The 24,312-nt window shown below is 41.9% G+C and carries 23 protein-coding genes; 14 read left to right on the forward strand and 9 right to left on the reverse strand.

Going from position 1 to position 24,312, the window contains the following annotated elements:
- Positions 1-29: 29 nt before the first annotated feature.
- Entirely contained in the window at positions 30-3,077 is a 3,048-nt protein-coding gene (ydiJ, locus tag GQA99_RS05725; RefSeq protein WP_160052928.1) for a D-2-hydroxyglutarate dehydrogenase YdiJ, read from the reverse strand.
- Positions 3,078-3,205: 128 nt separating this feature from the next.
- Positions 3,206-5,575: a phosphoenolpyruvate synthase gene (gene ppsA, locus GQA99_RS05730; protein ID WP_160052929.1), complete on the reverse strand. Its 2,370-nt coding sequence runs from the start codon at positions 5,573-5,575 to the stop codon at positions 3,206-3,208.
- 127 nt (positions 5,576-5,702) lie between these two features.
- On the opposite strand from ppsA, the gene ppsR reads away from it, so the two are divergent.
- Positions 5,703-6,515, forward strand: a complete 813-nt coding sequence (ppsR, locus tag GQA99_RS05735; protein ID WP_160052930.1) for a posphoenolpyruvate synthetase regulatory kinase/phosphorylase PpsR — start codon at positions 5,703-5,705, stop codon at positions 6,513-6,515.
- Between the two features lie 206 nt (positions 6,516-6,721).
- Positions 6,722-7,786 (forward strand): 3-deoxy-7-phosphoheptulonate synthase, encoded by a 1,065-nt coding sequence (locus GQA99_RS05740; protein ID WP_160052931.1) that lies wholly within the window; start codon positions 6,722-6,724, stop codon positions 7,784-7,786.
- Positions 7,787-7,957: 171 nt separating this feature from the next.
- Here GQA99_RS05740 and GQA99_RS05745 read toward each other — a convergent pair whose 3' ends face one another.
- Positions 7,958-9,196, reverse strand: a complete 1,239-nt coding sequence (locus GQA99_RS05745; RefSeq protein ID WP_160052932.1) for an HD-GYP domain-containing protein — start codon at positions 9,194-9,196, stop codon at positions 7,958-7,960.
- Positions 9,197-9,495: 299 nt separating this feature from the next.
- Here GQA99_RS05745 and GQA99_RS05750 point away from each other — a divergent pair, with 299 nt between their 5' ends.
- The 6 genes from GQA99_RS05750 to GQA99_RS05775 all read left to right on the forward strand — a co-directional run bounded on the left by GQA99_RS05750 (position 9,496) and on the right by GQA99_RS05775 (position 13,521).
- Positions 9,496-10,029: a SixA phosphatase family protein gene (locus GQA99_RS05750; RefSeq protein WP_160052933.1), complete on the forward strand. Its 534-nt coding sequence runs from the start codon at positions 9,496-9,498 to the stop codon at positions 10,027-10,029.
- A gap of 232 nt (positions 10,030-10,261) precedes the next feature.
- Positions 10,262-10,525 carry a Rho-binding antiterminator gene (locus GQA99_RS05755; protein WP_160052934.1) on the forward strand — a complete coding sequence of 88 codons (264 nt, stop codon included), beginning with the start codon at positions 10,262-10,264 and terminating at the stop codon, positions 10,523-10,525.
- Positions 10,526-10,630: 105 nt separating this feature from the next.
- Positions 10,631-11,068: an acyl-CoA thioesterase gene (locus GQA99_RS05760; RefSeq protein WP_160052935.1), complete on the forward strand. Its 438-nt coding sequence runs from the start codon at positions 10,631-10,633 to the stop codon at positions 11,066-11,068.
- A 179-nt stretch (positions 11,069-11,247) separates the two neighbouring features.
- A complete protein-coding gene (locus GQA99_RS05765) occupies positions 11,248-11,910 on the forward strand; it encodes a response regulator transcription factor (protein ID WP_160052936.1) in 663 nt (220 codons plus the stop codon).
- The gene (locus GQA99_RS05770; RefSeq protein WP_160052937.1) at positions 11,910-12,527 is read left to right on the forward strand and encodes a DUF938 domain-containing protein; all 618 of its coding nucleotides are present in this window, start codon (positions 11,910-11,912) and stop codon (positions 12,525-12,527) included. The genes GQA99_RS05765 and GQA99_RS05770 overlap by 1 nt, the downstream gene beginning before the upstream one ends.
- A gap of 148 nt (positions 12,528-12,675) precedes the next feature.
- Entirely contained in the window at positions 12,676-13,521 is an 846-nt protein-coding gene (locus tag GQA99_RS05775; RefSeq protein WP_160052938.1) for a D-hexose-6-phosphate mutarotase, read from the forward strand.
- A gap of 139 nt (positions 13,522-13,660) precedes the next feature.
- Here GQA99_RS05775 and ushA read toward each other — a convergent pair whose 3' ends face one another.
- The 5 genes from ushA to GQA99_RS05800 all read right to left on the reverse strand — a co-directional run bounded on the left by ushA (position 13,661) and on the right by GQA99_RS05800 (position 18,596).
- Positions 13,661-15,382, reverse strand: coding sequence for a bifunctional UDP-sugar hydrolase/5'-nucleotidase UshA (gene ushA / locus GQA99_RS05780; RefSeq protein ID WP_160052939.1), 1,722 nt, complete (start codon positions 15,380-15,382; stop codon positions 13,661-13,663).
- Positions 15,383-15,691: 309 nt separating this feature from the next.
- Positions 15,692-16,357: an alpha/beta hydrolase gene (locus tag GQA99_RS05785; RefSeq protein WP_160052940.1), complete on the reverse strand. Its 666-nt coding sequence runs from the start codon at positions 16,355-16,357 to the stop codon at positions 15,692-15,694.
- Positions 16,358-16,457: 100 nt separating this feature from the next.
- Entirely contained in the window at positions 16,458-16,685 is a 228-nt protein-coding gene (locus GQA99_RS05790; protein WP_160052941.1) for a DUF3389 family protein, read from the reverse strand.
- A 107-nt stretch (positions 16,686-16,792) separates the two neighbouring features.
- Positions 16,793-17,275, reverse strand: coding sequence for an FKBP-type peptidyl-prolyl cis-trans isomerase (locus tag GQA99_RS05795; protein ID WP_160052942.1), 483 nt, complete (start codon positions 17,273-17,275; stop codon positions 16,793-16,795).
- A 73-nt stretch (positions 17,276-17,348) separates the two neighbouring features.
- Complete coding sequence (locus GQA99_RS05800; protein ID WP_160052943.1) at positions 17,349-18,596, reverse strand: lytic murein transglycosylase; 1,248 nt, start codon at positions 18,594-18,596, stop codon at positions 17,349-17,351.
- A 227-nt stretch (positions 18,597-18,823) separates the two neighbouring features.
- Here GQA99_RS05800 and GQA99_RS05805 point away from each other — a divergent pair, with 227 nt between their 5' ends.
- A complete protein-coding gene (locus tag GQA99_RS05805) occupies positions 18,824-19,183 on the forward strand; it encodes a DUF2750 domain-containing protein (RefSeq protein ID WP_160052944.1) in 360 nt (119 codons plus the stop codon).
- Positions 19,184-19,270: 87 nt separating this feature from the next.
- The gene (locus GQA99_RS05810; protein WP_160052945.1) at positions 19,271-19,912 is read left to right on the forward strand and encodes a hypothetical protein; all 642 of its coding nucleotides are present in this window, start codon (positions 19,271-19,273) and stop codon (positions 19,910-19,912) included.
- A 103-nt stretch (positions 19,913-20,015) separates the two neighbouring features.
- Here the strand turns inward: GQA99_RS05810 and GQA99_RS05815 are convergent, their stop codons facing one another.
- Complete coding sequence (locus GQA99_RS05815) at positions 20,016-20,960, reverse strand: chemotaxis protein CheV (protein WP_160052946.1); 945 nt, start codon at positions 20,958-20,960, stop codon at positions 20,016-20,018.
- 181 nt (positions 20,961-21,141) lie between these two features.
- Between GQA99_RS05815 and GQA99_RS05820 the strand changes: the two genes are divergently transcribed.
- The 4 genes from GQA99_RS05820 to GQA99_RS05835 all read left to right on the forward strand — a co-directional run bounded on the left by GQA99_RS05820 (position 21,142) and on the right by GQA99_RS05835 (position 23,844).
- Positions 21,142-21,696: a lipocalin family protein gene (locus GQA99_RS05820; protein ID WP_229785840.1), complete on the forward strand. Its 555-nt coding sequence runs from the start codon at positions 21,142-21,144 to the stop codon at positions 21,694-21,696.
- A gap of 55 nt (positions 21,697-21,751) precedes the next feature.
- Positions 21,752-22,342 carry an LON peptidase substrate-binding domain-containing protein gene (locus GQA99_RS05825; RefSeq protein ID WP_160052947.1) on the forward strand — a complete coding sequence of 197 codons (591 nt, stop codon included), beginning with the start codon at positions 21,752-21,754 and terminating at the stop codon, positions 22,340-22,342.
- A 145-nt stretch (positions 22,343-22,487) separates the two neighbouring features.
- Positions 22,488-23,150, forward strand: a complete 663-nt coding sequence (locus GQA99_RS05830) for a sigma-70 family RNA polymerase sigma factor (RefSeq protein ID WP_160052948.1) — start codon at positions 22,488-22,490, stop codon at positions 23,148-23,150.
- On the forward strand, positions 23,143-23,844 hold the full coding sequence (locus tag GQA99_RS05835) for a ChrR family anti-sigma-E factor (protein ID WP_160052949.1): 702 nt from the start codon (positions 23,143-23,145) through the stop codon (positions 23,842-23,844). Before GQA99_RS05830 ends, GQA99_RS05835 begins: the two co-directional genes overlap by 8 nt.
- Positions 23,845-24,312: the final 468 nt, after the last annotated feature.

Below are 24,312 nucleotides of genomic sequence, written 5' to 3' on the forward strand. Positions count from 1 at the left end.
TGTTACCTTGTTTAATGCCGTTAATGCATTTAGTTGATTAATTTAAGCAATGCTTCTATCGGATGCTGAGGTTTAAAGCCAGCAAAGCGTTTAACCTGGCTACGGCAAGAATACCCAGACACTAACACTTGGCTGTGCGTGGCTATTTTGGCAAGAGTTGGTTGCCATGACATGTCAAACAACTGCTCTGAGCGCTCAAGGTTTTCTAACTCATGGCCATAAGTCCCCGCCATACCACAACAGCCTAAATTGACACTGTTGAGCTTAGCACCAAAGTGACTGAATATGGCTTTCCACTCGTTAGCGGTATTAGGCTTGGCAGTAGACTCTGTGCAGTGGCTAAACCAGGTAAACTCTGGTGCATCAGTTGTTAACGGTACTGATTCGTTACGCGCTGCAACGACCGTACTTAACCATTCATTAGCAAGCTTAACTTCAAACGGGCCACGACGTTGGCCTAATGCCTCTTTGTATTCGTCTCGATAGCATAACACTAGAGCAGGATCGAGGCCGACCATAGGCATGCCCAGCGCATGAACACGGTTTAAAAAATCGGAACTGTTTTGCGCTGTTTTGGCAAACTTGTCTAAAAAACCTTTAATATGAGTGGGTTTACCATTGGGTTTAAACGGCAGTAATACCGGTTTTAATCCCAATTTTTCAATTAATTGAATGAATCGATACACTAAACCTGCATCATAAAAACTGTTAAATGGATCTTGTACCACTAAAACATATTGGCTGCGTTCAGCTTCTGGTATGGCGCATAAAGCATCTAAATCATAGCCGCGGCTTGCATGACCATCCAAGCGTTGCTTTAATGTCGGCACCGACAGTTTAGGCGCATCGACATAACCAATGGCTTTTTTAATGACCCACTGGCTCAGTGGATTTTGCGAAGCAAGGTTAGTTAATTTGGGCATTGCTGCCATCAGTGGCAATGAATCTTCAATGCCAGCGACTAAATAGTCTTTGGCTGGGCGCAAATAACGTTTGTAGTAAATATTAAAGAATTGCGCCCTAAATTTAGGCACATCTACTTTTACCGGACATTGACCCGAACAGGCCTTACAGGCCAGACAACCTTTAAGTGACTCCATCACCTCGTGTGAGTAATCGTAATCACGTTGGTTATTAAGAGTATTTTGGGTGCGTTGCATCCAGCCTAATGGTTTTGACTTTGCTAATGCGTCGACATCGACACCTTCCGCCTCTAATAAACGTAGCCATTCACGCATAAGACCTGCACGGCCTTTAGGTGACTGCACTCTGTCGCCGGTGGCTTTAAATGACGGACACATAGGCGAATAGCTGCTGTAGTTAAAACATAAGCCATTACCATTACAGTTCATGACATCTGGGAATGCGTTACGTGTTTGCACCGGGATTTGTCTGTCGAAACTGCCACGTTTGGCGCTGTCGACATTAAACATTAACGGGCCAGATTGTGGCGGTGCGACTAATTTACCTGGATTTAACCGATTGTCTGGGTCAAACCAGCCTTTAATTTGCTCCAGCACAGCATAAAGCTCATCGCCAAATACCGCGGGGCCATATTCGCCGCGTACCCCTTTACCGTGTTCACCCCACATTAACCCGCCATATTTAAGGGTTAACGCAGCCACTTGATCGGAGATGACTTTTAATAGTTTCTCATCGGCTTGATCGCACATATCTAATGCGGGGCGCACATGCAACACACCTGCATCCACATGACCAAACATGCCATATTGCAAATTATGGCTATCGAGTAGCGCACGAAACTCCATAATATAGTCGGCTAGGTTTTCGGGGGGGACCGCGGTGTCTTCAGCAAACGCAAGTGGTTTACGACTGCCTTTTGTGGCGCCAAGTAGCCCTACGGCTTTTTTGCGCATGGCGTAAATATTGTCTATATCACTGCGGTCTTTAATGATTTGAAAACCCACTAAACCATATTGCTCATGACTCAGTTGTTCTGAAAGCATTTGTTCAAGCTGGGCAATTTTTTGGATCACGTCATCATCTTCACCAGCAAACTCAACCATGTTAAGACCTTCAATGATCTTATTAGGCACCGCTTTAATTTGGTCTGCCACAGAGTGCCAAATAATGTCTTCGCGGGCAAGGTTGAGCACTTTTGAGTCGACGGTTTCAACCACGGTCGCTTTGGCTTTAACTAATGATGGAGCATGACGCAGTGCCGATTCAAATGAGTCATATTTTATGTTCACCATCATGCGTGTTTTGGGTAACGGCGTGAGGTTAAGTTTAGTTTCGGTTATCACCGCGAGCGTACCTTCTGAGCCCGCTAGGATACGTGACAGATCAAACTCTGTAAGATCATCATTCCACACATGCTTTAAATCATAACCGGTTAGAAAACGATTTAGCTTTGGAAAACGCTCAATAATAGTGCCGCGCTTTTCATGGCAAATATCGGCAATTTGCTTAGCAATGGTGTTGGCAAATTGATTATCGCCATAGGGTTGTTGCTCAAGTTGTTGGCGGCTCACAGGCGTTGTACTCATAACGCTGCCATCAATGAGTACGCTCGTCACACCCAATACATGATCGGATGTTTTACCGTAAACCAAGGAACCTGCGCCAGAGGCATCTGTATTGACCATACCGCCAATTGTGGCTCGGTTTGACGTTGATAAATCTGGACTAAAAAAGAACCCATGTGGACGTAATGCATCATTTAATGCATCTTTTACTACGCCCGCTTGTACCCTCGCCCAACCTTGTTCGGCATTAATTTCGAGTACCTGGTTTAGATGGCGAGACACATCTAAAATGAGTCCGTGGGTCAGTGATTGACCATTGGTGCCGGTGCCGCCACCGCGAGCACTAAATGTCACTTGCTTGTATTGAGGTTGTGAGGCTAATGCCAACACAAGCTCAACATCTTGCTGATGCAATGGGTAAATGACGGCTTGAGGCAAAAATTGATATACCGAGTTATCGGTTGCTTGAATAAGCCGCGCACTGTAACGCTTGTCTATTTCACCTTCAAACTCACTTTGTTCAAGCGCGTCGAGATATTCTAGATATATAGGTTCTAATGTTTGTTTATGTGATAGCAAAGGTAACATAGAGGGCTTATTTATTATGGGTATATTGAGTTCATTATAAACAAAAAAAAGCCGCTAAAAAGCGGCTTTTATGACAACTTGATAAAATTGCAGGTTGAGCTGCAATTTTTAACGCTATTTAGGCTAAATTAGCCATGAGCTTCGGCCAGATATAGCCAGGTATCAATCACGGTGTCTGGATTTAATGACACAGTGTCGATGCCTTGCTCTACTAACCAGGCTGCAAAGTCAGAGTGATCTGATGGGCCTTGACCACAAATACCGACGTAAGCACCTTTCGCTTTAGCTGCTTTAATAGCCATTGACAATAGTGCTTTAACAGCATCATTACGCTCATCGAACAAGTGACTGATAATCCCTGAGTCGCGATCTAGTCCTAATGTTAACTGAGTCAAATCGTTTGAGCCGATAGAGAAACCATCGAAATGCTCAAGGAATTGGTCAGCTAATAAGGCGTTAGACGGTAATTCACACATCATGATTACGCGTAAACCATCTTTACCACGTTCTAGCCCTTGCTCTTTTAGTAGCTCTATAACTTGAGACGCTTCGCTTACGGTGCGCACAAATGGGATCATCACTTCAACGTTGGTTAAGCCCATTTGATTACGAACGCGTTTAATTGCTTCACATTCAAGTGCGAAACAATCGCGGAATGATTCAGAAATATAACGGCTAGCACCACGGAAGCCCAACATTGGGTTTTCTTCTTCAGGCTCATAACGGTCACCGCCGACTAAGTTTGCGTATTCGTTAGACTTAAAGTCAGACATACGTACGATAACTTTTTTCGGATAAAACGCAGAAGCGATAGTCGCAATACCTTCAACTAGGCGTGCAACATAAAACTCAACTGGCGAGTCGTAACCAGCAATCATGTCATTGATTTCTGATTGTAACTCTGCGGTTTGGTCGTTGAACTCAAGTAACGCTTTAGGATGAATGCCAATCATGCGGTTAATAATGAACTCTAAACGCGCCAAACCCACACCTTCGTTTGGTAAACGAGCAAAGTCAAAAGCGCGATCGGGGTTACCCACGTTCATCATGATTTTCATTGGCAATGACGGTAACGTATCTACACGGTTAGTGATAATCTCAAACTTTTGTTCGCCTGAGTAAATCATGCCGGTATCACCTTCTGCACATGATACGGTAACAATGTCACCGCTCTTAATACGGTCGGTCACATCACCACAACCTACCACCGCTGGCACGCCTAATTCACGTGCAATAATTGCAGCATGACAAGTACGCCCACCACGGTTGGTGACGATGGCGCTGGCACGTTTCATGATAGGTTCCCAATCAGGATCTGTCATGTCGGTCACTAATACATCACCAGGTTGGATTTGGTCCATGTCTTCGATAGACGCCAATACTTTGGCCACGCCAGTTCCAATTTTATGACCAATAGCACGACCTTCACAGATCACATCGCCTTTGGTTTTTAAATGGTAACGTTCAATTAGCTGCACATCTTCACGGCTGCGAACAGTTTCAGGACGCGCTTGTACAATATACAATTTGCCGTCATTACCGTCTTTTGCCCATTCGATGTCCATCGCACGGCCATAGTGTTGCTCAATGATCATCGCCTGCTTAGCAAGCTCCATCACTTCAGCATCATTGATAGAGAATACACGGCGCTGCTCAGCAGCAACGTCTTCAATTTTAACTTGCTTGCCATGAGAAGCATCATCAGAGTAAACCATCTGAATCAACTTACTGCCAATGTTACGACGCACTACCGCATCGTGACCTTGGGATAAAATTGGCTTGTGCACATAGAATTCATCAGGGTTAACCGCGCCCTGTACTACCATTTCACCTAAACCAAATGATGAAGTGATAAATACAACGTCGTTGTTGCCTGATTCAGTGTCCATGGTAAACATCACACCAGACGCCGCTTTGTCTGAACGCACCATACGCTGTACGCCAGCAGATAAAGCAACACCTTGATGTTCGTAACCTTGGTGAACACGATAAGAGATTGCACGGTCATTAAAGAGTGAGGCGTATACATGCTTAATTGCCAGCATGACAGCATCAAAACCTTTAACGTTTAAGAATGTTTCTTGTTGGCCTGCAAATGACGCGTCGGGCATGTCTTCAGCTGTTGCTGATGAACGTACCGCAAATGAGGCGTCTTTGGTTTCGCTCGACAATTGCTCATAAGCTTCACGAATCGCATCTTCAAGCGCAGGTTGAAATGGGGTTTCGATTACCCATTGTCTGATCTGTGCACCTACTTTTGCCAGTTCATTGACATCATCCACATCCAATGTAGCCAGAATGTCAAAAATCTTCTGGTTAACTCCACTTTGTTCAAGGAACTCATTGAACGCATGAGAGGTCGTTGCAAAACCGCCAGGAACTTGAACCCCTGCATTAGCCAGATTGCTGATCATCTCACCAAGGGATGCGTTTTTTCCGCCAACCTTGTTTACATCACCCATGCCTAATTCTTGATACCAGAGTACGTATTGCTGCACAGTTTTATCTCCGCAAGTTTTTTATTTCAGTGGCCACTTCACACGAGGGCAATAGCATCTTACACTCCCATACAACACGCGTAAATCTATAATTTTATTTGTAATTTTATTACTACAAGAGGTCAGAATGACACCAAAAGTATTCTATATTTCAGATGGGACCGCGATCACAGCAGAGGTTTTTGGTCATGCTGTACTTTCGCAATTTCCTATAGAATTTGAAGCACTTACGATTCCGTTTGTTGAAACAGTCCAACGCGCGCAAAAAGTTAAGCAACAAATAAATGATTGTTTTATTACAACAGGCGAAAGACCACTTGTGTTCCACTCAATCATTAATCCTGAAATTCGTAATGTGATTTTTTCGAGCGAATGTGTCGATTATGACTTTTTGAATACCTTTGTTGCGCCACTCGAACAACACTTAGGTGTGCAAGCAAAGCCTATTTTGCATCGTACTCATGGTAAAAGTAATCACAGTTATGACACCCGTATTGATGCTATTAACTACACCATGGAAAACGATGACGGCCAAACCATGAAACATATGGATAAAGCTGACATTATTCTATTAGGCGTATCACGTTGTGGTAAAACCCCCTCAAGCTTATATCTGTCAATGCAGTTTGGTATCAAGGCGGCAAACTACCCATTTACCGAAGATGACATGGATAACCTCAAGTTACCTGAAGCACTAAAACGCAATAAATCGAAATTATTTGGCTTAACTATCGATCCACAACGCTTGCACGAAATAAGACAAAGCCGCATGGAAAACAGCCGTTATTCATCATTAAGACAATGCCGTCTTGAAGTGAAAGAAGTGGAAATGATGTACAAAAAAGAACGCATCCCATTTGTGAATACGACTAATCACTCGGTTGAAGAAATTGCCACTAAAATTCTCGATATCACCGGCCTTGAACGTCATATGTTCTGATAAATAAACAATCTATTTAGGCATTAAATCGCAGACAAAAGCATCAAATGGCGATGTTAACCGAGGTTAATTCGCCTTTGGCTTTTAAGGCAATCTGTTTTTTAGTCGTTACAATCCTAGGCTAAGCCTCGCATCTTTAACTTCTTTGGGTATATAATCCCGAGCAATATGATGCAGATGCATCTCACGATTTCTCGGTAATATGCATGACTATTAAAACAGATGAACTCAGAACAACCTTATTAAGCAAAGTTATTTCTCCTGCTCAGTTGGCTTCAGAATATCCTTTAACTCAAGATGCAGCGGATTACCTGGTTGCTCAACGTCGCGAAGTAGAAGCCATTATTGCGGGCGAAGATCAACGTTTACTTGTGATTATTGGCCCTTGCTCCATACACGATACCAAAGCAGCTTTAGAATATGCACAGAAGTTATCAGCACTTCATCACGAGCTTAAAGATGACTTATGTATCTTGATGCGAGTGTATTTTGAAAAGCCGCGGACGATTGTCGGATGGAAAGGTCTTATTTCAGATCCCGATTTAGACGGTAGCTTCAGCCCAAATAAGGGCTTGCGCATGGCGCGTCAGTTACTGCAACAAATCACTGAACTTAAATTACCAATCGCCACCGAATTCTTAGACATGGTCAACGGCCAGTATATTGCAGACCTAATCACCTGGGGAGCTATTGGCGCTCGTACAACAGAAAGCCAAATTCATCGTGAAATGGCCTCTGCACTGTCTTGCCCTGTCGGTTTTAAAAATGGCACTGATGGTAATATTAATATTGCCGTAGATGCTGTTCGCGCTGCACAAGTGCCACATATTTTTTACTCGCCAGATAAAGATGGTGCCATGGCGGTTTATCGTACTCACGGTAATCCATTCGGTCACATTATTTTACGCGGAGGAAAAACCCCAAATTATGCCGCTGAAGACATTGAAGTGGCACGTGCGCAGCTTGAACAAGTGGGTGTAACACAACGTATGGTGGTCGACTTTAGCCACGGCAATAGCGAAAAGCAGCACAAAAATCAATTAAACGTTGCAGATAGCATCATGGCGCAAATGCGCAATGGTAGTACCGCAATTGCTGGCATTATGGCTGAGAGCTTTATGATTGAAGGCAATCAGAAAGTGATTAAAGGTGAACCGTTAACGTATGGTCAAAGTATTACGGATGCGTGTTTGCATTGGGCAGATTCTGAAAAGTTATTACGTGAACTAGCACAAGCTTCTCGTGAACGCATAAACTTGCTGGCCAAGTAACGCCAGTTTCATTTATTTGCAAGCATCAGCATACTTGCAAATAAACTTGATACCCAAAAAATGCCAGTCTTCACAGACTGGCATTTTTTATGGCCATAGATAAAATGAGTGCGGGCATGTTGTTAAAAACGTTGCCTGCGGCACACTTCATCAACAGTAAAAGTGGATTATCTATGGTTCATAACTTGCTGAATGGTGCGCCAAAGAAGCCTGCGATAACTCAGCAAAGCGTTGTTCAATTACCATAAAGCTATCGACTAATGCAGGGTCAAAGTGGTGACCTCTGCCTGCCGTTATTATCTCTTTGGCTTCTTCATGTGTGAATGGACGCTTGTAGCAACGCGGTGACGTTAACGCATCATACACATCAACTAATGCCACAATCCTTGCAGATAATGGGATTGATTCACCTTGAAGCCCTTTAGGGTAACCACTACCATCCCATTTTTCATGATGGCCACCCGCAATATCACGCCCCATCAACAAAAATTCACATTTCGGCGCATACTTCAACAAGCTATCAATCACTTTCGCTCCCATAACAGGGTGTGATTTAATATGTTCAAACTCATCGGGTGTTAATCGACCTGGTTTCAGTAAAATATGGTCTGCAATACCTACCTTGCCGATATCATGTAAAATCGATGACAGGCTAATTTCTTTAATGAAAGCTTCTGTTAACTCTGCCGGCACGTTTTCATCATCGAGCCTTTGCTTTGCAAGCATATTAGCGTATTGCTGCATTCTAATAAGGTGAGCACCGGTATCATTGTCTCGATACTCTGCTAATTTTGCTAAACCAATCACGGTCGCTTGTCTTGATGCTAATGTCGATTGCAATGAATGAGTCAATTTCCCCAACAAAAATGATATCGATTGAGTCACTATGGCGCAGGTCACTAGAAAATTAATAACGACCACGAACCAAATAACCGTCGAAAAATGTTCCATCACTGGCCAGGGTAACCAATCGTAATGAAATGCAATTCCTGTGAGTATTAACATAACAGCATTGACAACCTGAGCGATTACCGCAGGCTTTGCGCCAAGCAGCACACTGGTTAACGGTGGAAAAGTAAACAACCAAAACATACCCGCACCTGAAGGCCCTACTGTTATCAAAAACCCGGCACCGACAAAAAAAGCCAACAAACAGCCCCATATATATCGGGTGTTATCTGCTAACGAGTGAGAAAAGACAATGAATAACAACAAGCCATACCAGAGCGTATCAAATACTGCCATGTACCAAATTCCCTGGTCAATGCACAGATATACGCTGGTGACATACAAAGGTATACACAATACGGCTAGCACCTTAAATAAACGCATAAAAATAGTGTGGCGCCATAAAGGCAGTGCATCATCCAGTTCTAATTGGATAATTTGAGCCGTTAACGATTCGGACATAATCTTTCCTTAGTCAGTTATACCCAATCAAAAGAGCATGCTGGTGAATGCCTTGCTAAAACCAACATGGTTAGATAAACATTAATCAGTTAATCATTGATCAACATATCGATTAACAATAGTCCATCTCATTCAAATTACGGCATAAATCGCATATAATTTCTGCAGATATACAGTAATGTGAGCTTGTGTTGCTAATCGATTATGTTGTTGGCCATGTAAAAAAGTAGCGCCGTTCAGCATAAATAAATCATTGCTGTTACCATAAATACCCAGCACCTCAATTAATGGACTAATACATGACTATATACATTCGATATGCACTCACCTTCTTTCTTTTGCTATTTAGCAGTTCATTAATGGCACAGACCTCAAATACCGACACGCCTGTACAAATGATAAACGCAAAAGCAAAAGTGTTTTACTTGGTAAGACATGCTGAAAAGCGTGAAGGAAAAGATCCGAGCTTATCCGCTCAGGGTAAACTGCGGGCCATCCGTTTAGCTAAAGTACTATCAAGCACACCGTTAGCCAAAGTGTATACCACAGACTATAAACGCACGCGTGAAACTGCATTGGCTGTCGCCGAAGACCAACATCTGGCCCCTAGCTTATACGATCCTACTGACCTTAAAAAAGCGGCAGAAGTATTGTTAACTCAGCAAGGTCATATTTTGGTGATCGGCCACAGCAATACCACTACCGCACTGGTTGAACATCTTGGGGCAGAAAAACAACCCGCGATTAATGATGCGAGCGAATTCGACCGACTTTATGTGGTGACTGTTGATGGTAATAATCGCGAGGTATCGACTGTACTATTACGCTATTAATACCAATTCGCATTGGTAAGTAACTACTCAGAATACGCGCAGCTTTTTTTGATAAGGCATCGCAATGTAGTCATGGTTGTTCCGTTTTAATTAACAAGAACGCAGAATAAAAGTAGCTGGGGCATTGCTTTGAGGCGAGTTTTAAAACTCATGGAGAGTTTAACGCCTGGTGCAAATGAGATAATGTTTCATACCAATTCAAAATCGAAAACACAAATGGGATAAAGGCTCAATGACTCCGATAAAATGTGCCCATTATGATTACATCGAAATCATGTGCTTACATCAGTATCAAGTGAAGATAACTTTGCATTCTGGTATTGAAATTGTCGGTCACTTTAACCAAACGGCTATCGTAAAGCAGGGCGAAATGACACATGAAGTGATTCGCGGCGTCACTCAACAGCAGCAGGCCATAACGGTTATATTAACTGACATTAATTGTATTGATGTTCTCAGTACCAATGCGGTGTTTGACCACGTGCAACTCGGCTAAAAAGAGAGTGAAAAACAACAGGGCTAACATTCGACATCACTTAAACACATACAGTACAATGCACGGCGTTTAACCCTTGTTTATAGTTTAATTTTAGGTCGTTGTATGTCCCTTGCTCAAAATCCAGATCAAACTGAAACTGATTTCCCAGAAGATATCGCTGCACGTATTATCCATTCTGAAGCTCGAGTATTTAAAGCCATTTTTCCCTCTAACACTAATCATCACAACACCTTATTTGGTGGCGATGCATTAGCATGGATGGATGAAACCGCATTTATTGCTGCTACACGCTTTTGTCGTAAATCGTTAGTCACGGTGAGTTCTGACCGTATTGATTTTAAAAAAGCCATCCCTGCCGGTAGCTTAGCCGAATTGATCGCTAAAGTTATCCATGTGGGTAACACCTCTTTAAAGGTAGAGGTGAATATTTATGTTGAAGACATGTACAAAGATCATCGTGAACATGCCATTCGTGGTGTATTTACGTTTGTCGCGGTAGATGCCGATCGTCAACCTACTCAGGTATGGCCACACGGTTAACAGCCTGCAATGTCAGCCTTCAGGGTTGTTTTGAACAACACCTACACCCTAGACTAAAGTCTAGTTTTGATATTTTTTCACTAAAATCAATTCCAATGTAACAGAAAGCGATAGAATATTTGAATCGTTTTCTGTTACATTGATTTAATCTTCACGTGCAACATAGAATAAAAAACGCCATGAAGCTCGAAAATTTAAATATCGTCATTGCAGATGATCATCCGTTATTTCGCAATGCCTTACGACAGGCATTGAGCAGTGCATTCAACCAAACTCAATGGGTTGAAGCCGACAGTGCTGAAGCGCTGGAAACTGTGCTGAATAACAAAGAGTGCCAATTTGATCTCATACTGCTGGATTTACAAATGCCTGGATCTCATGGTTATTCGACCTTGATCCACCTTCGAACTCACTATCCAGATATTCCTGTGGTGGTAATTTCGGCCCACGAAGACATTAATACTATTAGCCGTGCAGTCCATTATGGAAGCAGTGGGTTTATTCCTAAATCTGCTTCTATGGAGTCATTAACTGACGCGCTCACCGCGGTATTATACGGTGATATTTGGTTACCTAGCGGTACTGAACTTGTGCCTGTGTCTGACGATCCAACCGATAAAATGGCCAGCCGTCTATCTGACTTAACCCCTCAACAATATCGTGTATTACAAATGTTTGCAGAAGGCCTACTCAACAAACAAATAGCCTATGATTTTGGGGTATCAGAAGCGACCATTAAAGCTCATGCTACGGCGATATTTCGAAAACTTGGGGTGCGCAATCGTACACAAGCAGTCATAGCGCTTCAGCAATTAGAAATGGAAAAAGTCGATCTCTCGTAATGCAAAATAGTATTCCACTCGCGCAACTGCCTTTTTCACAAGCCTGTGAAAACAATAAGCATGCAATATTGTCTTGTCTGGCACAGTGGTTAACCGACACCACACAGGTACTAGAAATCGGCAGCGGCACTGGACAACATTGTGTCTTTTTTGCAGAACATTTACCGCATCTTTGCTGGCAGCCAAGTGACCAGCCGCATTACCTCGCTAATTTACAGGCCCGATTACAGCACTACCCGCTTAATAACCTAGCTGATGGCATCGAACTTGATGTCAGTCAATCGTGGCCAAAATTAGCGACCGCAATCGATGCGATATACTCAGCCAATACTTTACACATTATGAGCCCTGCGTTAGTCGAAGCCTTTTTTGTCGGTTGCGCTAAAGTGCTCGTACCGAAAGGATGCGTTGTTATTTATGGGCCGTTCAACTATTCAGGTGAATTTACCAGCGACAGTAATGCGCAATTTGATGTTTGGCTCAAGCAGCAACACCCATTAAGCGGCATACGTGATATTGAATGGATAACCGCTTTAGCTAAACAACAAGGGCTAATACTTACTGAAGATGTCCAGATGCCAGCCAACAATAGAATGTTGTATTTTACACGCAATTAATCACTATTGCCCTCACCCACAGTTCATGCCAGTTCCCTTAGAGCTAACGCGACAAGAGTATTATCCTAGGAACATAAATGCGGTAAGCTAGCGGCTTATCGAATTGTTAAGACGACAACACCAATTTTTTAACACAAGGACACACGCTATGGGTTCTGTTACCACCCTAAAACACTCAAATGGTCTTGAGTATGTCAACGTAGACACCGAGCTTTGTCAGGCACGCATTTTTATGCAAGGCGCACAGATAGATCAATTTACTCCAGCAGGTAAACCACCTTTATTATGGGTTTCATCTGCGGACGATTATCAGCCGGGTAATGGTATTCGTGGCGGTATTCCAGTGTGCTGGCCGTGGTTTGGTATGAATGAAAACCCTGATTTCCCTCAACATGGTTTTGCTCGTAATAAGGTGTGGAAACTTGAGTCAGTCAAGATGCGTAACCAAATTGTTGATTTAGTATTTAGCTTGCCAGCAACAGAATTTGAACGTCAATATTGGCCGCATAACACTGAAGTCAAAGTGCTATTTAGTTTAGGTGAATCATTGTCAGTCAGTATTGTGAATACTAATAATGACGATACGAGTATTAGCTTAACCCAAGCGTTGCACAGCTATTTCCCAATTGGCGATATTCATCAACTTACCGCGAGTGGCTTTAGCCAATCAAAATACATTGAATTTGGACAAGGACCTATCCAACAACCTCAAGATACTGTCACCTTTGATCGGGAAACCGATCGCGTTTATACCGACTTAGCCAGTTGCCAGGAGTTGCATACGCAACAAGGGACTATTGTGGTAAGCCGTGAGAATAGCCAATCAGCGGTATTGTGGAATCCATGGATAGACAAATCAGTGAGATTGTCGCGTTTTAATAATGATGATTATCTTTCAATGGTATGTTTAGAAGCGGCGAATGTGTTAGAAGATAACGTCGTGTTAGCGCCAGGAGAAAGCCATACGTTAACGACCCATATTTGCTGGAAGTAAACTCAACATCGCATAGACTAAGCTGAACAAATACAAAATAAAAAAAGGTAGCTTGAGCTACCTTTTTTGTTAACACATTAATCAACTTTACTCAGAGCATCTTGGCTAGCCAAAAACAAGGCCAGCCATTCAATGCATCTTAGATAGCTGGTACTGTACAACCTAATGGACTGTTAGAATTTTGATATTCAATGTCGCCCATTGGCGCGTAGTCAGCTGCAGCAATAGTGCCTTTGTCTTTAAAGAAAGTGTATAACACTTCAGCATCAACATAACCTGTTTGGATTGGGTCTAGAACTGGATAGCCATCACCGCCCGCAGCGTTAAAGCTTGGTACAGTAAAGCTGTAAGACTCAGTTGCGCTATAATCTTTACCGTTAATTTCGCTAATTGCGACTGTTTTAGCAGTACAATCAACGATCATTTTAACACCAGTAATTTGCGCATACGCTCCTGCACCACGCTGGAATGAAGCTACAGTGTTTAAATATTCTGTCACTTCAGCACCAGTCATTGTGCTTAATGTCACCATATTACCAAATGGTTGAACGGTCAACACATCACGGTACGAGATTTCACCCGCAGCAATAGAAGCACGTACACCACCTGAGTTCATCACACCAATGTCTGCACCCACTTTAGTACGTTGAGCTTCAGCAATTAAGCGACCAAGGTTGGTTTGCATATTACGGACATTTGCACGTTCACCGTCAAGTAAAGCATCTGTAGTGGCAATCACTTCATCAAGTTGGCCTTGGCCGCGTTCTTGGTAATAAGAAAGCAGCTCTTTTAAATCAGCATCAGGCGTAATTTCATCACTCACAAACACTTTCGTGGTTACATCACCTTCGGTGACAGACTTTTTCAAGTTAACCGGAATTAACTTATAACTGGCTAAATGCAACTCACCGTTAAAATATTCAAAATCAGCACGACCAACATACTTACCCCATTCGTGGGCTTGCATGATGTAGGTACCGTTTTGCATATCTGGTGCACAATCATCGCCAGGAGCGAAATCAGCGTATGCGTTTGTACCAGGTTCCATACACACTGGGTTCTGTGAGTGGCCACCGATGATGGCACTTAGGTCACCTTCAGCAAGGGTACGTGCTAGCGTCACATCGCCAGGTGCATTGCTGCCATTTTGCGCATCAGCATAATGGCCCATGTGAGTTGTCGCAAAAATTACATCAGCAACATTGGCTTCTTTGATTTCAGCAATCACTTTAGCAGCTTCAGTTGCTGGATCGGTAAATGTTAAATCTGAAATAAATTCTGGGTTACCAATTTTTGCTGTGTCTTCAGTGGTTAAACCAATAACGGCAACACGTAATCCATCAACATCAAAGACTTTATAAGCGTCAAAGTAACGCGTACCGTCAGCTTTGTAGATGTTTGCAGCTAGCATAGGGAAGTTAGCAATAGAGCGTTGTGAATCAAGTACTGCTAATGGATTATCAAATTCATGGTTACCGACAGCCATTGCATCATATGCAATCTCGTTCATACCAATAAAGTCTGGTAACGCATCTTGTAAATCAGATTCTGGGACACCGGTGTTAATATCACCACCAGATAATACTAACGTTTCGCCGCCATTTGAGCTCACTTCCGCACGAATTTGATCAATTAACGCTTTACGAGCCGCCATACCATATTCGCCGTCACTGTTTTCCCAAAAACGACCGTGGTTGTCATTTGTATGTAATACAGTGAACGTTTTACATTCTTCACCGGCTTCTACACACGTCGTAGCGACAGGTGTTTCAACTAAATGTGTTTCATCGTCACTGTTACAACCGGTTAATGCTGTTAATACAGCCGTTGCAACTAATCCTTTAATTAACATGTTTGTCATGATTTACCCCGAGTTATTATTTATTTTTTAAATCTGTGAAATTCCAATTCACAGACAGAATGATAACAAAGATTGACGGTTTTTGATTTCATTTTTATGACAAAATGTGATTTTTAATACACTAATAACAAGAACTTAAACAGACAACAATCCCCTCACACAAACAATTACTTTGTTAACGAGCATGTTAAAAACAAGTAAAAAAAATGGCTGTAACAGATAAACTGCTAAGCCACTTAAATTACTTACTTTTTTTTATCTCAACACTTACCGCTATTGTTCACTAAACAGAACAGTAGTGTTAAGCTTTTATTTCAACACGTGCTGTATCCATTGACCGATATCTGTAAGTTGGTTAGGTAAAACACTGTGTGCCATAGGATAAGTGCGCCAATTTGTCTGATAATTAGCTGCAGTTAATGCATCATAGGCCATTTTTCCTGCAAACAATGGCACAACATCATCTTGTTCACCGTGATGTTGCAAAATGGGTGTAGCACGGTTTTCATCAGCGATATGATCAGGCAAATGTTCTCCACCAGGTAAATAACAAGACAGAGCCATAATACCCGCCAGTTTTTGAGTAAAACGTAACCCAGTAAATAAACTCATTACCCCGCCCTGACTAAAACCTGCCAGGATAATCTTATCAGCACTGATGCCTTTATCGATTTGCTCTTTAATCAACTGTTGCACAGCTTGCTCCGACGCCATCACACCTTGTAAATCAGCTCTGTCATGCAAATCCATACTTTTGATGTCGTACCAAGAACGCATCACATAACCACCATTAATCGTCACCGCTTGTTCTGGCGCGTGAGGAAAAATAAAACGAATACTGTGATTAGCAGGTAAGCCCAAAACAGGGACTACAGGGGCAAAACCTGCACCAGAATCGCCTAAGCCATGAAGCCAAATGACACATGCTGTCGCAGTCGTTTGCGGTTCGATTACTATTGTTTCTAAAGGAGACATCAAATTGACCTTATTTATATCTAAAACTTGATTCAAAGAACTAATAGCTTAGCAAGCCACTAATTCAAGTTACATTACAAACATGACATTTCAATACATATTATTGAGCTTGAATCCCCGTGCAATTAAGCACTTGCTCTAGCTGTGTCGCATTGTCTAGCTTAATGCTCCAACGCACAGTGCCGCCATCAGCGGCGATAACCAAACCTTGGTGAAAACAACTGATGTCGTCAACGCTAGCGGTTAATACAATATGATTGTCATGAAAACGACACTGGATTTCATTGATGGTAACAATGAGCTTGCCGATTGAAAAATCAATAACCATGACCTTGCCTTTTAAATTCGTTAAATACGACTTGATTCATCATACTGTTTCCCAAATAAAAATCCCAAGTGATTCACTTGGGATTTCAACGTAAACAGCCATCTTAATTAATGGTGATGACCACCTGCGCCGTGGGCATGACCATGAGCGATCTCTTCATCTGATGCATCACGAGCACCGACAATTTCAATATCAAACGTTAATTCACGACCCGCTAAAGGATGGTTAACATCGACGGTAGCCATAAATTTACCCACTTTAATGATGGTAACCTGGCGTTGTCCCTGGTCAGTATTCACTACAGCTGCCATACCTGGCTTCCAGGCTTTAGTGCCAACAAGGTGTTTAACTGAGACACGTTGTTCTGCGCCCTCTTGGCGTTCACCATAAGTGTCAGCCGGTGCAGGAGTAACCGTAAACTTTTCGCCAACGTCTTTACCGTTAATTGCATCTTCAATACCAGGCATCATGTTGTCATGACCGTGCAAATATGCAATTGGATCGCGGCCTTCATTTGACTCAATCACTTCACCTTTCTCGTCACGCAGTGAGTAATTAAACTGCACAACCATATCGTCTTTAATGCTCATTTTTATTCCTTAACGCTAAAATTTTGCCGAAGCTTATCAAAAGGCCACCAAAGCAGCCACAAAAAAGTCAATGTTATAGTGTAATACCAAGACGTTTGAAGGTGTCAACATCAGGAAAACCGTCAGCAATCAACCCATGTTGCTTTTGATACCCTTGTAGGCCTAATGCAGAATTGCGCCCAAAGATGCCGTCAGGTTTACCTACGTCAAAACCGGCATCATTCAACTTTTGTTGTAATTGCTTTACGATTTCGCGGCTTAATCTTGGTTGTTTAGGAATGGCACGAGATAATTCTGGTGCACCATTAATACGGTCAGCTAAATGACCAACAGAAATGGCATAAAATTCAGATCGATTCCAACGCATGATCACATTAAAGTTGTCATAACCTAAAAACGCCGGTCCAGTATGCCCTGCAGGTAAATACAATGCAGCTTGCATATCTGCAGTAGCGATTGGCTGGCCATTGGTCTGCTTTATGTTTAACCCATGCCACTGTGTTAACGGTAATACTGATTTACTGCCTAAATACTCAAAAGCATAATCTTGAGGTATAAGAACTTCACGACCCCAACGCTGATCCGCTTTCCAGCCTAAGTGTTGTAAAAAATTAGCAGCCGATGTGAGCGCATCAGCTTCACTGTTCCATAGGTCTGCAACACCATCACCGTCGCCATCAACTGCATATTTACGGTAATTAGTCGGCATAAATTGAGTATGCCCCATTGCTCCGGCCCACGATCCAACCATTTTATTGTCAGCGAAGTTATATTGCTGTTTTAACTTTAAAGCTTGAATCAACTCGCCAGTAAAATAATCACTGCGACGAGCATCGCACCCTAATGTCGCGAGCGAATCCAATACGGGCATACTGCCTTTATAACTACCAAAGTTTGTTTCTAAGCCCCAAAACGCAACAATATATTGCCCTGGCACACCATATTCTTTGGTTAAGTTAGCCAATAACGCCTGATGCTTAGTCATCATTTTGCGCCCTTGATCTACCCGCCAAGTGGTAACCCGTTTCTCAAAATAATCGCCAAACGAGGTTGTAAACTCAGGTTGTTGATTATCGAGCTCTATCACTCGAGGCACATACTTTAAGTGAGCAACAGTCGTGTCGATGATATATTGTGATATCCCTGCCGCTTTGGCTTTTTGCTGCAAGTTAATCACACAAGAGGCAAAGTCGGTTTGTACAGGCTCGGGCGGAACTGTCACAACAGGTTCTGGAGAGGCGGAAACCGCGCAAGCACTTAATAAGGTGCTTGAAACAAACATGGAAGCAACAAACATTGAAAAACGGCTTTTATGGGTCATGAAAACACTTACTTATCACAAATGAATGACGAATATCGTGACGCATCGCTTCGCAGGAAACAAGACCTGTTAGCATTAAACCCTGTTTATTTATGCAAATTTAAGATTTTTAAGCATACGATTGGTACAAAGAATCAACATTAACAACATTGTCATTAATTAAGCCTTTTCCTTATTTTATGAGTACGTATAATGAAGTTAATTCTCACTCATTGAAGCGACTTATCATGACCGAACAAACACCCGCACTAATCGGCTTTATCGAAAACGTAAAACAACACCAAGTCTTATGGGGCTTACAAGATGAAACAGGTGAAGGTTGGGTAGTATGTGACTCATCTGAATTTGAAGAAACCGATGTGATGCCTTTGTGGTCAAGCGAAGCTGCAGCGACCAGTCATTGCACTGAAGAATGGGCTGATTATAAAGCCGTGACCATTACCCTGACTGAATTTTTAGAGTATTGGGTTGGCGATTTAAATGACGATGGCGTGCTTATCGGTATCGATTGGGAAGCAGATCAAGAATGCGAAGAAATTGATCCAATCATTCTAGCAAAAGAATTAGTCGACTTCGAAAAAGAGTAATGTTTTGAATCGAATAATTTAAGCTGCTCTTTATGGGCGGCTTTTTTTATTTTAAGCTCACAACCTTTACCAAAAGCGTGCCGTATTATGCCAACCTTAATTGATATTCCTTTTGAACAGCGCCACACATGTTGGTTTTGCGCCGAGCCAAGTAATCAAGTTTTTGAATATTACCGAATGAGCCACACTCCGCATCCATCACTTGCGGTGCCGGCTTGTAATGAATGTTTAAATTTGGCAAAAAAGAACCCGTTGACCTCAATTTGGGATTGCCGCGACGCGGTCAAAGATCAGTTAATGCACCTTTATCGCAGCGATTTAGCCATTGGTATTAATTGGACTGAGCAAGAATTACAAGAATCCGAGTTTGAGTGCAAAATTTTTGGTGGCTTTAAAAAAAGTGCATGGATGATGTACCAAATAGCGCAAGGACGTATTAACGCTAAAGGATGGCCAATCAGTTTAGATGGGGTATTGCTTGACGAGGAAAATGGTCATTATCAACGTGGGTTTGAGTTTGACGGCGTCGCTTTCACTTCTTTGCCCAAAGCGATTGAGCATTACAGCAATACGTTATCGCTAGACCTAACCTTTCTTAAACAATTGGTATCATTACTCGGTAAAGCCAAATTTGGCCATGCGATTAAAGTCGCTAGGCTCAATATTGGTATTACTCGCGAACATCAACGTAAAATTATTGATGAATTAATTGAAGATGCAGATCAGTGACAAGCAAGTCACATTGCTCGCTATCACAGGTTGGTTAGTGATTGAAACGCGTTGACTCTAGAGATATTGACTGAGTGCAGCATTTACCACACTCACTGCTATTTTATTGTGCTAATAAACTTCGTAACCGGTCTTGCACCACACCCACTAACAAATCTGGCTGAAACTTAGAGATAAACTCGTTACAACCGACCTTTTCCACCATGGCTTTATTAAAGCTGCCACTGAGTGACGTATTTAACGTAATAAATAACGATGCCATGCGCGGATCGGCGCGCACTTCAGCGGTCAGCTTATAACCGTCCATTTCAGGCATTTCGGCATCGGTTATCATCATCAATAACTCATCAGCCACCTGTTTGCCATTATCTGCCCAATGCTGCAACAAGTTTAGTGCCTGTAAACCGTCAGAAGCTTCGATAATCTCGATACCTAATTGCGATAACGTATCGCGAACTTGCTTACGTGCAGTGGACGAATCATCAACAATTAACACCTTACGCCCGGGCATGTTAACCACTAACGCTTCATCTAACACTCCATCAGACAAACTAATGTCGTAATCGATAATCTCAGCAAGCACCTTTTCTACATCAATAATTGACACCAATTGAGTCAACCCATCTTGTTCAATTTTAGTAATTGCAGTGAGGTAATTATGCCCACCCGATGTTTTTGGCGGCGGCATAATGTCGCTCCAGGTCATATTAATGATGTGCTCTACTTTGCCCACTAAAAATGCCTGCACACTGCGATTATACTCGGTAATAATGAGATTATTGTCTTCAGTTATAGGCCTTGGCGAAAAACCAATTGCTTCACGCAAGTTAATCACTGGAATTGACGCGCCTCTGACATTAGCGACACCATAAATATTGGCATTACTGCCTGGAAAGGTGTTAATGGTGGGCAATTTGACCACTTCTTTTACTTTAAACACATTAATTGCGAATAATTGCGTAGAGCTAATGCGAAATAACAACAGTTCTAAACGGTTTTCACCGACTAACTTGGTGCGTTGATCTACCGTATCGAGCACTTTTCTCATAAAGCCATCCACCTAACTAAAAAATAACAATCTGTTTAATTATACTAAAAAACGCAGGTAAAAGGACGTAGCAAGCATAATAGAACCGACAAAAAATGATTAATCCGTTGTTTGAAGATCAATCTAATGTTCTAAGTCGTATAATTAACAATAAGTGTAGTGGGATAAAACGGAGTAGACAATGAAAAACACATTCAATCAGACGTTCAAAAAGCCTTTACTTGCACTGTCTATGCTTGGGCTATCTGCCTGTACAATACTTGATGAACCTGTTGATGTCGTTAAGCCGTTTGAGCTAAATCAATACTTAGGTACCTGGTATGAAATCGCCCGTTTAGATCATTCATTTGAACGTAATATGTCAAATGTCACAGCGCAATATAGTGTTGACGGCGACAAAGTGGTGGTCATCAATAAAGGGTTCAAACAAGATAAACAACAATGGGATCAAGCTGAAGGTAAAGCGTATTTTATTAACGGTAACAATCAAGGTTTACTCAAGGTTTCCTTCTTTGGTCCATTTTACGGTGCCTACCAGATACACGATATTGTACAAGATGCCCAGGGGTACTATACCGACTCATTGGTGATCGGTCCTAATAATGACTATGCATGGATTTTATCGCGCACCGCCACTATTGACCCAGAGATTAAACAGCGCTTTATCACTAAGCTTAATGCATTGTCGATAAGTGAAAATAAACTCATTTGGGTTGCTCAAGGTGATCAACAATAACACGGCAAGCGTATAGTGAAATAGATGTACCGTAATACACAATCCAGAGGCAGCAATGATTATCCCAATATTTCCTTTACCGATTTGCTTACTCCCACAAGGGTATACGCAACTGCGGATTTTTGAAGCAAGATACAAACGATTAGTATCTGAATCGCTCAAAAGCGGCCAAGGTTTTGGGCTTTGTATGTTATCTGACGACAAAAAAACCATCATGCCAATAGGTACTTTGACACACATTATCGATTTTGAAACCTTGGAAGATGGCTTATTAGGCATAAGTGTTAAAGGGAAGCAAACCTTCACTATCAACGACATCACTGAAGATAGTGACGGCTTAAAACGTGCTGATGTGACACTCATTGACGGCTGGCCAAGTAACGTGATTGAAACGCAGCCCGCTCAGCCACACATTAGGCTCAACGAACGTAAAAAAGATCAATACCTCAGTAAAACATTGAAGCAATTGTTACAGCAATATCCACAACATTTAGCCCATTACAGTGATGATGATTTTAACGACATTTCATGGGTGTGCCAGAGGTGGTTAGAAATTATCCCATTAAGTGCTAACGAAAAATACCAGTGCATAAACAGCCACGATCATTTGCTCGCGAAATCGTTTTTGTTCGACATCATAAAATAATTTTATTTTATGATCCGTTAATCTATCCCCTCCGTATTGTTCACTAATGACTTGATAGGCGACCCTGAGCTGCTTGATTTGGTGGTCGCACAAACGACATATAAACCTATGCTCATTAGTGATTAATTGGATGCGAGTGAAAAAAATGGAAAATGTTCAATCACAAAACGCACAAACTCGTTATGATAAGGGAAATCTTGCACAAAGATCCTCTAATCAACGAAATGGTGCTATGAAAACAGACGAACCTAATCCGCTAGCAGACGAGCTTGCTCAACTCATGATGCAGGTTGCGAATAATCGCTGCAAAACATCATTTGCCAAACTTTTTTCGCACTTCGCGCCCAAAATAAATGCTTTTGGTGTTCAGCGTTTAAGCCAGCAAGGTTTGGCGATGGATTTAGTACAAGAAACCTTGTCTCGAGTGTGGACCAAAGCCCACTTGTACAATGCAGACAAAGCGGCGGTGAGCACTTGGGTATTTACCATTATGCGAAATCAATGTTTTGACATGCTTCGCAAAGTACAGCACAACCGCGAAGATGCCTTTGGCGATGACATTTGGCCATTATTTGAATCAGATGATGCCGAAAATAACGATGATGACTTCTTACTATCAGCAAATTTATTGCAACATGTAGAAGAACTGCCGCCGTTGCAACGCCAAGTAGTTCAAGGTATTTACATGCAAGAGCTAACACAACAAGAGTTAGCAGATAAACTCAATATCCCAATTGGGACCGTTAAATCTCGACTTAGACTCGGCTTAGAAAAGTTAAAAAGCTTTATGGAGAAACATTATGATTAATTACCACCCAGATCAGCACTTGCTGTCTCTCCATGCTAAAGGCGAGCTGCCTCTGTCAATGTCAATTGCTATCTCAGCGCATGCTGAATTTTGCCCACATTGCCAACAGCAGCTAGACCAAATGACGATTGCGTTGTCTGAGCAGCAATTTGAGCAAGCTAACATTCATAGTGGTAACGCAGATAATGACCACGGTAAACTTGATGATTTACTTAGCCAGTTTTTGTCATCAACACTCGACACACTAGATACTGAAGTTAGCGTTGACAACAAGCCAACTGCACAGATCGAAAGTATCGATAACAGCGTAACCATTAAAGGCCAACATTACTCTTTACCTCGAGTATTCAAAAAACAAATTAATGCCTCCTGGCAAGGTATTGGTAAAGTGAGTCGTTTACGTTTAGACACGGGTGAGCCACAAGCAAGAGCAAGCTTGTTACACATTGCGGCAAACGGAGAAATACCCGATCACACACACAAGGGTTCTGAGTTAACCTTATTGCTAGCCGGTGAGTTTAGTGACTGTTACAACACTTACAAACCAGGTGATTTTATGCTGCTTGATCAAGACCATGAGCATTCACCAAAAACCACTGAAGGCTGTTTGTGTTACACCATTGTCGATGCGCCACTCTACTTTACAAAAGGTATTAGTAAGTTGCTCAACCCGATTGGTGAGCTACTTTATTAATTAAATACAATTGGGCTGTAAATCGCGATAATAAACATTATCGCGATTTAAATCACAAGCTTACAGTGATAACTCGTTCGAAAAACATCATTTTTAGCGGCAAATAAGCACAAATTGTATGTTATTTGTCTTTTTTACGAAAAACGTTGTTGCTTAAAACGAAAAGTAAGTATAGAATCCGTACAGATTTAAAAATCTTGTTAATTTTGGTACCTACCTGTAAGTCTGCTCAACTTCCTTCGTAACCCCAAGACAAGCTTCTGCTCATTATTATTGACCATGACATGGCCAATGTTTGTATGAACATTATCAACAAACGTTATCTGTCATAAGTGTGTCATATAATTATGTTCAACTTACCAAGTTAAGTGTAAACGTATAAAAATTAGTGACTAGGTTTTATTACCTTTATCAACTATTTAAAAAACAACACTTGATTAGTGAGTTCAGAATAGGTTAAGTTAAATC

This window comes from Shewanella litoralis (genome assembly GCF_009828585.1).
GTDB lineage: Bacteria > Pseudomonadota > Gammaproteobacteria > Enterobacterales > Shewanellaceae > Shewanella > Shewanella litoralis.

Excerpts from the sequence above, each read along its gene's own strand:
- ushA (WP_160052939.1), bottom strand. The coding sequence starts at position 15,382 with ATGACAAACATGTTAATTAAAGGATTAGTTGCAACGGCTGTATTAACA.
- GQA99_RS05755 (WP_160052934.1), top strand. The coding sequence starts at position 10,262 with ATGACTCCGATAAAATGTGCCCATTATGATTACATCGAAATCATGTGC.
- ydiJ (WP_160052928.1), bottom strand. The coding sequence starts at position 3,077 with ATGTTACCTTTGCTATCACATAAACAAACATTAGAACCTATATATCTA.
- GQA99_RS05785 (WP_160052940.1), bottom strand. The coding sequence starts at position 16,357 with ATGTCTCCTTTAGAAACAATAGTAATCGAACCGCAAACGACTGCGACA.
- GQA99_RS05815 (WP_160052946.1), bottom strand. The coding sequence starts at position 20,960 with ATGAGAAAAGTGCTCGATACGGTAGATCAACGCACCAAGTTAGTCGGT.
- GQA99_RS05740 (WP_160052931.1), top strand. The coding sequence starts at position 6,722 with ATGACTATTAAAACAGATGAACTCAGAACAACCTTATTAAGCAAAGTT.
- GQA99_RS05835 (WP_160052949.1), top strand. The coding sequence starts at position 23,143 with ATGATTAATTACCACCCAGATCAGCACTTGCTGTCTCTCCATGCTAAA.
- GQA99_RS05745 (WP_160052932.1), bottom strand. The coding sequence starts at position 9,196 with ATGTCCGAATCGTTAACGGCTCAAATTATCCAATTAGAACTGGATGAT.
- ppsR (WP_160052930.1), top strand. The coding sequence starts at position 5,703 with ATGACACCAAAAGTATTCTATATTTCAGATGGGACCGCGATCACAGCA.
- GQA99_RS05775 (WP_160052938.1), top strand. The coding sequence starts at position 12,676 with ATGGGTTCTGTTACCACCCTAAAACACTCAAATGGTCTTGAGTATGTC.
- GQA99_RS05805 (WP_160052944.1), top strand. The coding sequence starts at position 18,824 with ATGACCGAACAAACACCCGCACTAATCGGCTTTATCGAAAACGTAAAA.
- GQA99_RS05770 (WP_160052937.1), top strand. The coding sequence starts at position 11,910 with ATGCAAAATAGTATTCCACTCGCGCAACTGCCTTTTTCACAAGCCTGT.
- GQA99_RS05750 (WP_160052933.1), top strand. The coding sequence starts at position 9,496 with ATGACTATATACATTCGATATGCACTCACCTTCTTTCTTTTGCTATTT.
- GQA99_RS05790 (WP_160052941.1), bottom strand. The coding sequence starts at position 16,685 with ATGGTTATTGATTTTTCAATCGGCAAGCTCATTGTTACCATCAATGAA.
- GQA99_RS05830 (WP_160052948.1), top strand. The coding sequence starts at position 22,488 with ATGGAAAATGTTCAATCACAAAACGCACAAACTCGTTATGATAAGGGA.
- GQA99_RS05800 (WP_160052943.1), bottom strand. The coding sequence starts at position 18,596 with ATGACCCATAAAAGCCGTTTTTCAATGTTTGTTGCTTCCATGTTTGTT.
- GQA99_RS05810 (WP_160052945.1), top strand. The coding sequence starts at position 19,271 with ATGCCAACCTTAATTGATATTCCTTTTGAACAGCGCCACACATGTTGG.
- GQA99_RS05795 (WP_160052942.1), bottom strand. The coding sequence starts at position 17,275 with ATGAGCATTAAAGACGATATGGTTGTGCAGTTTAATTACTCACTGCGT.
- GQA99_RS05820 (WP_229785840.1), top strand. The coding sequence starts at position 21,142 with ATGAAAAACACATTCAATCAGACGTTCAAAAAGCCTTTACTTGCACTG.
- GQA99_RS05825 (WP_160052947.1), top strand. The coding sequence starts at position 21,752 with ATGATTATCCCAATATTTCCTTTACCGATTTGCTTACTCCCACAAGGG.
- GQA99_RS05760 (WP_160052935.1), top strand. The coding sequence starts at position 10,631 with ATGTCCCTTGCTCAAAATCCAGATCAAACTGAAACTGATTTCCCAGAA.
- GQA99_RS05765 (WP_160052936.1), top strand. The coding sequence starts at position 11,248 with ATGAAGCTCGAAAATTTAAATATCGTCATTGCAGATGATCATCCGTTA.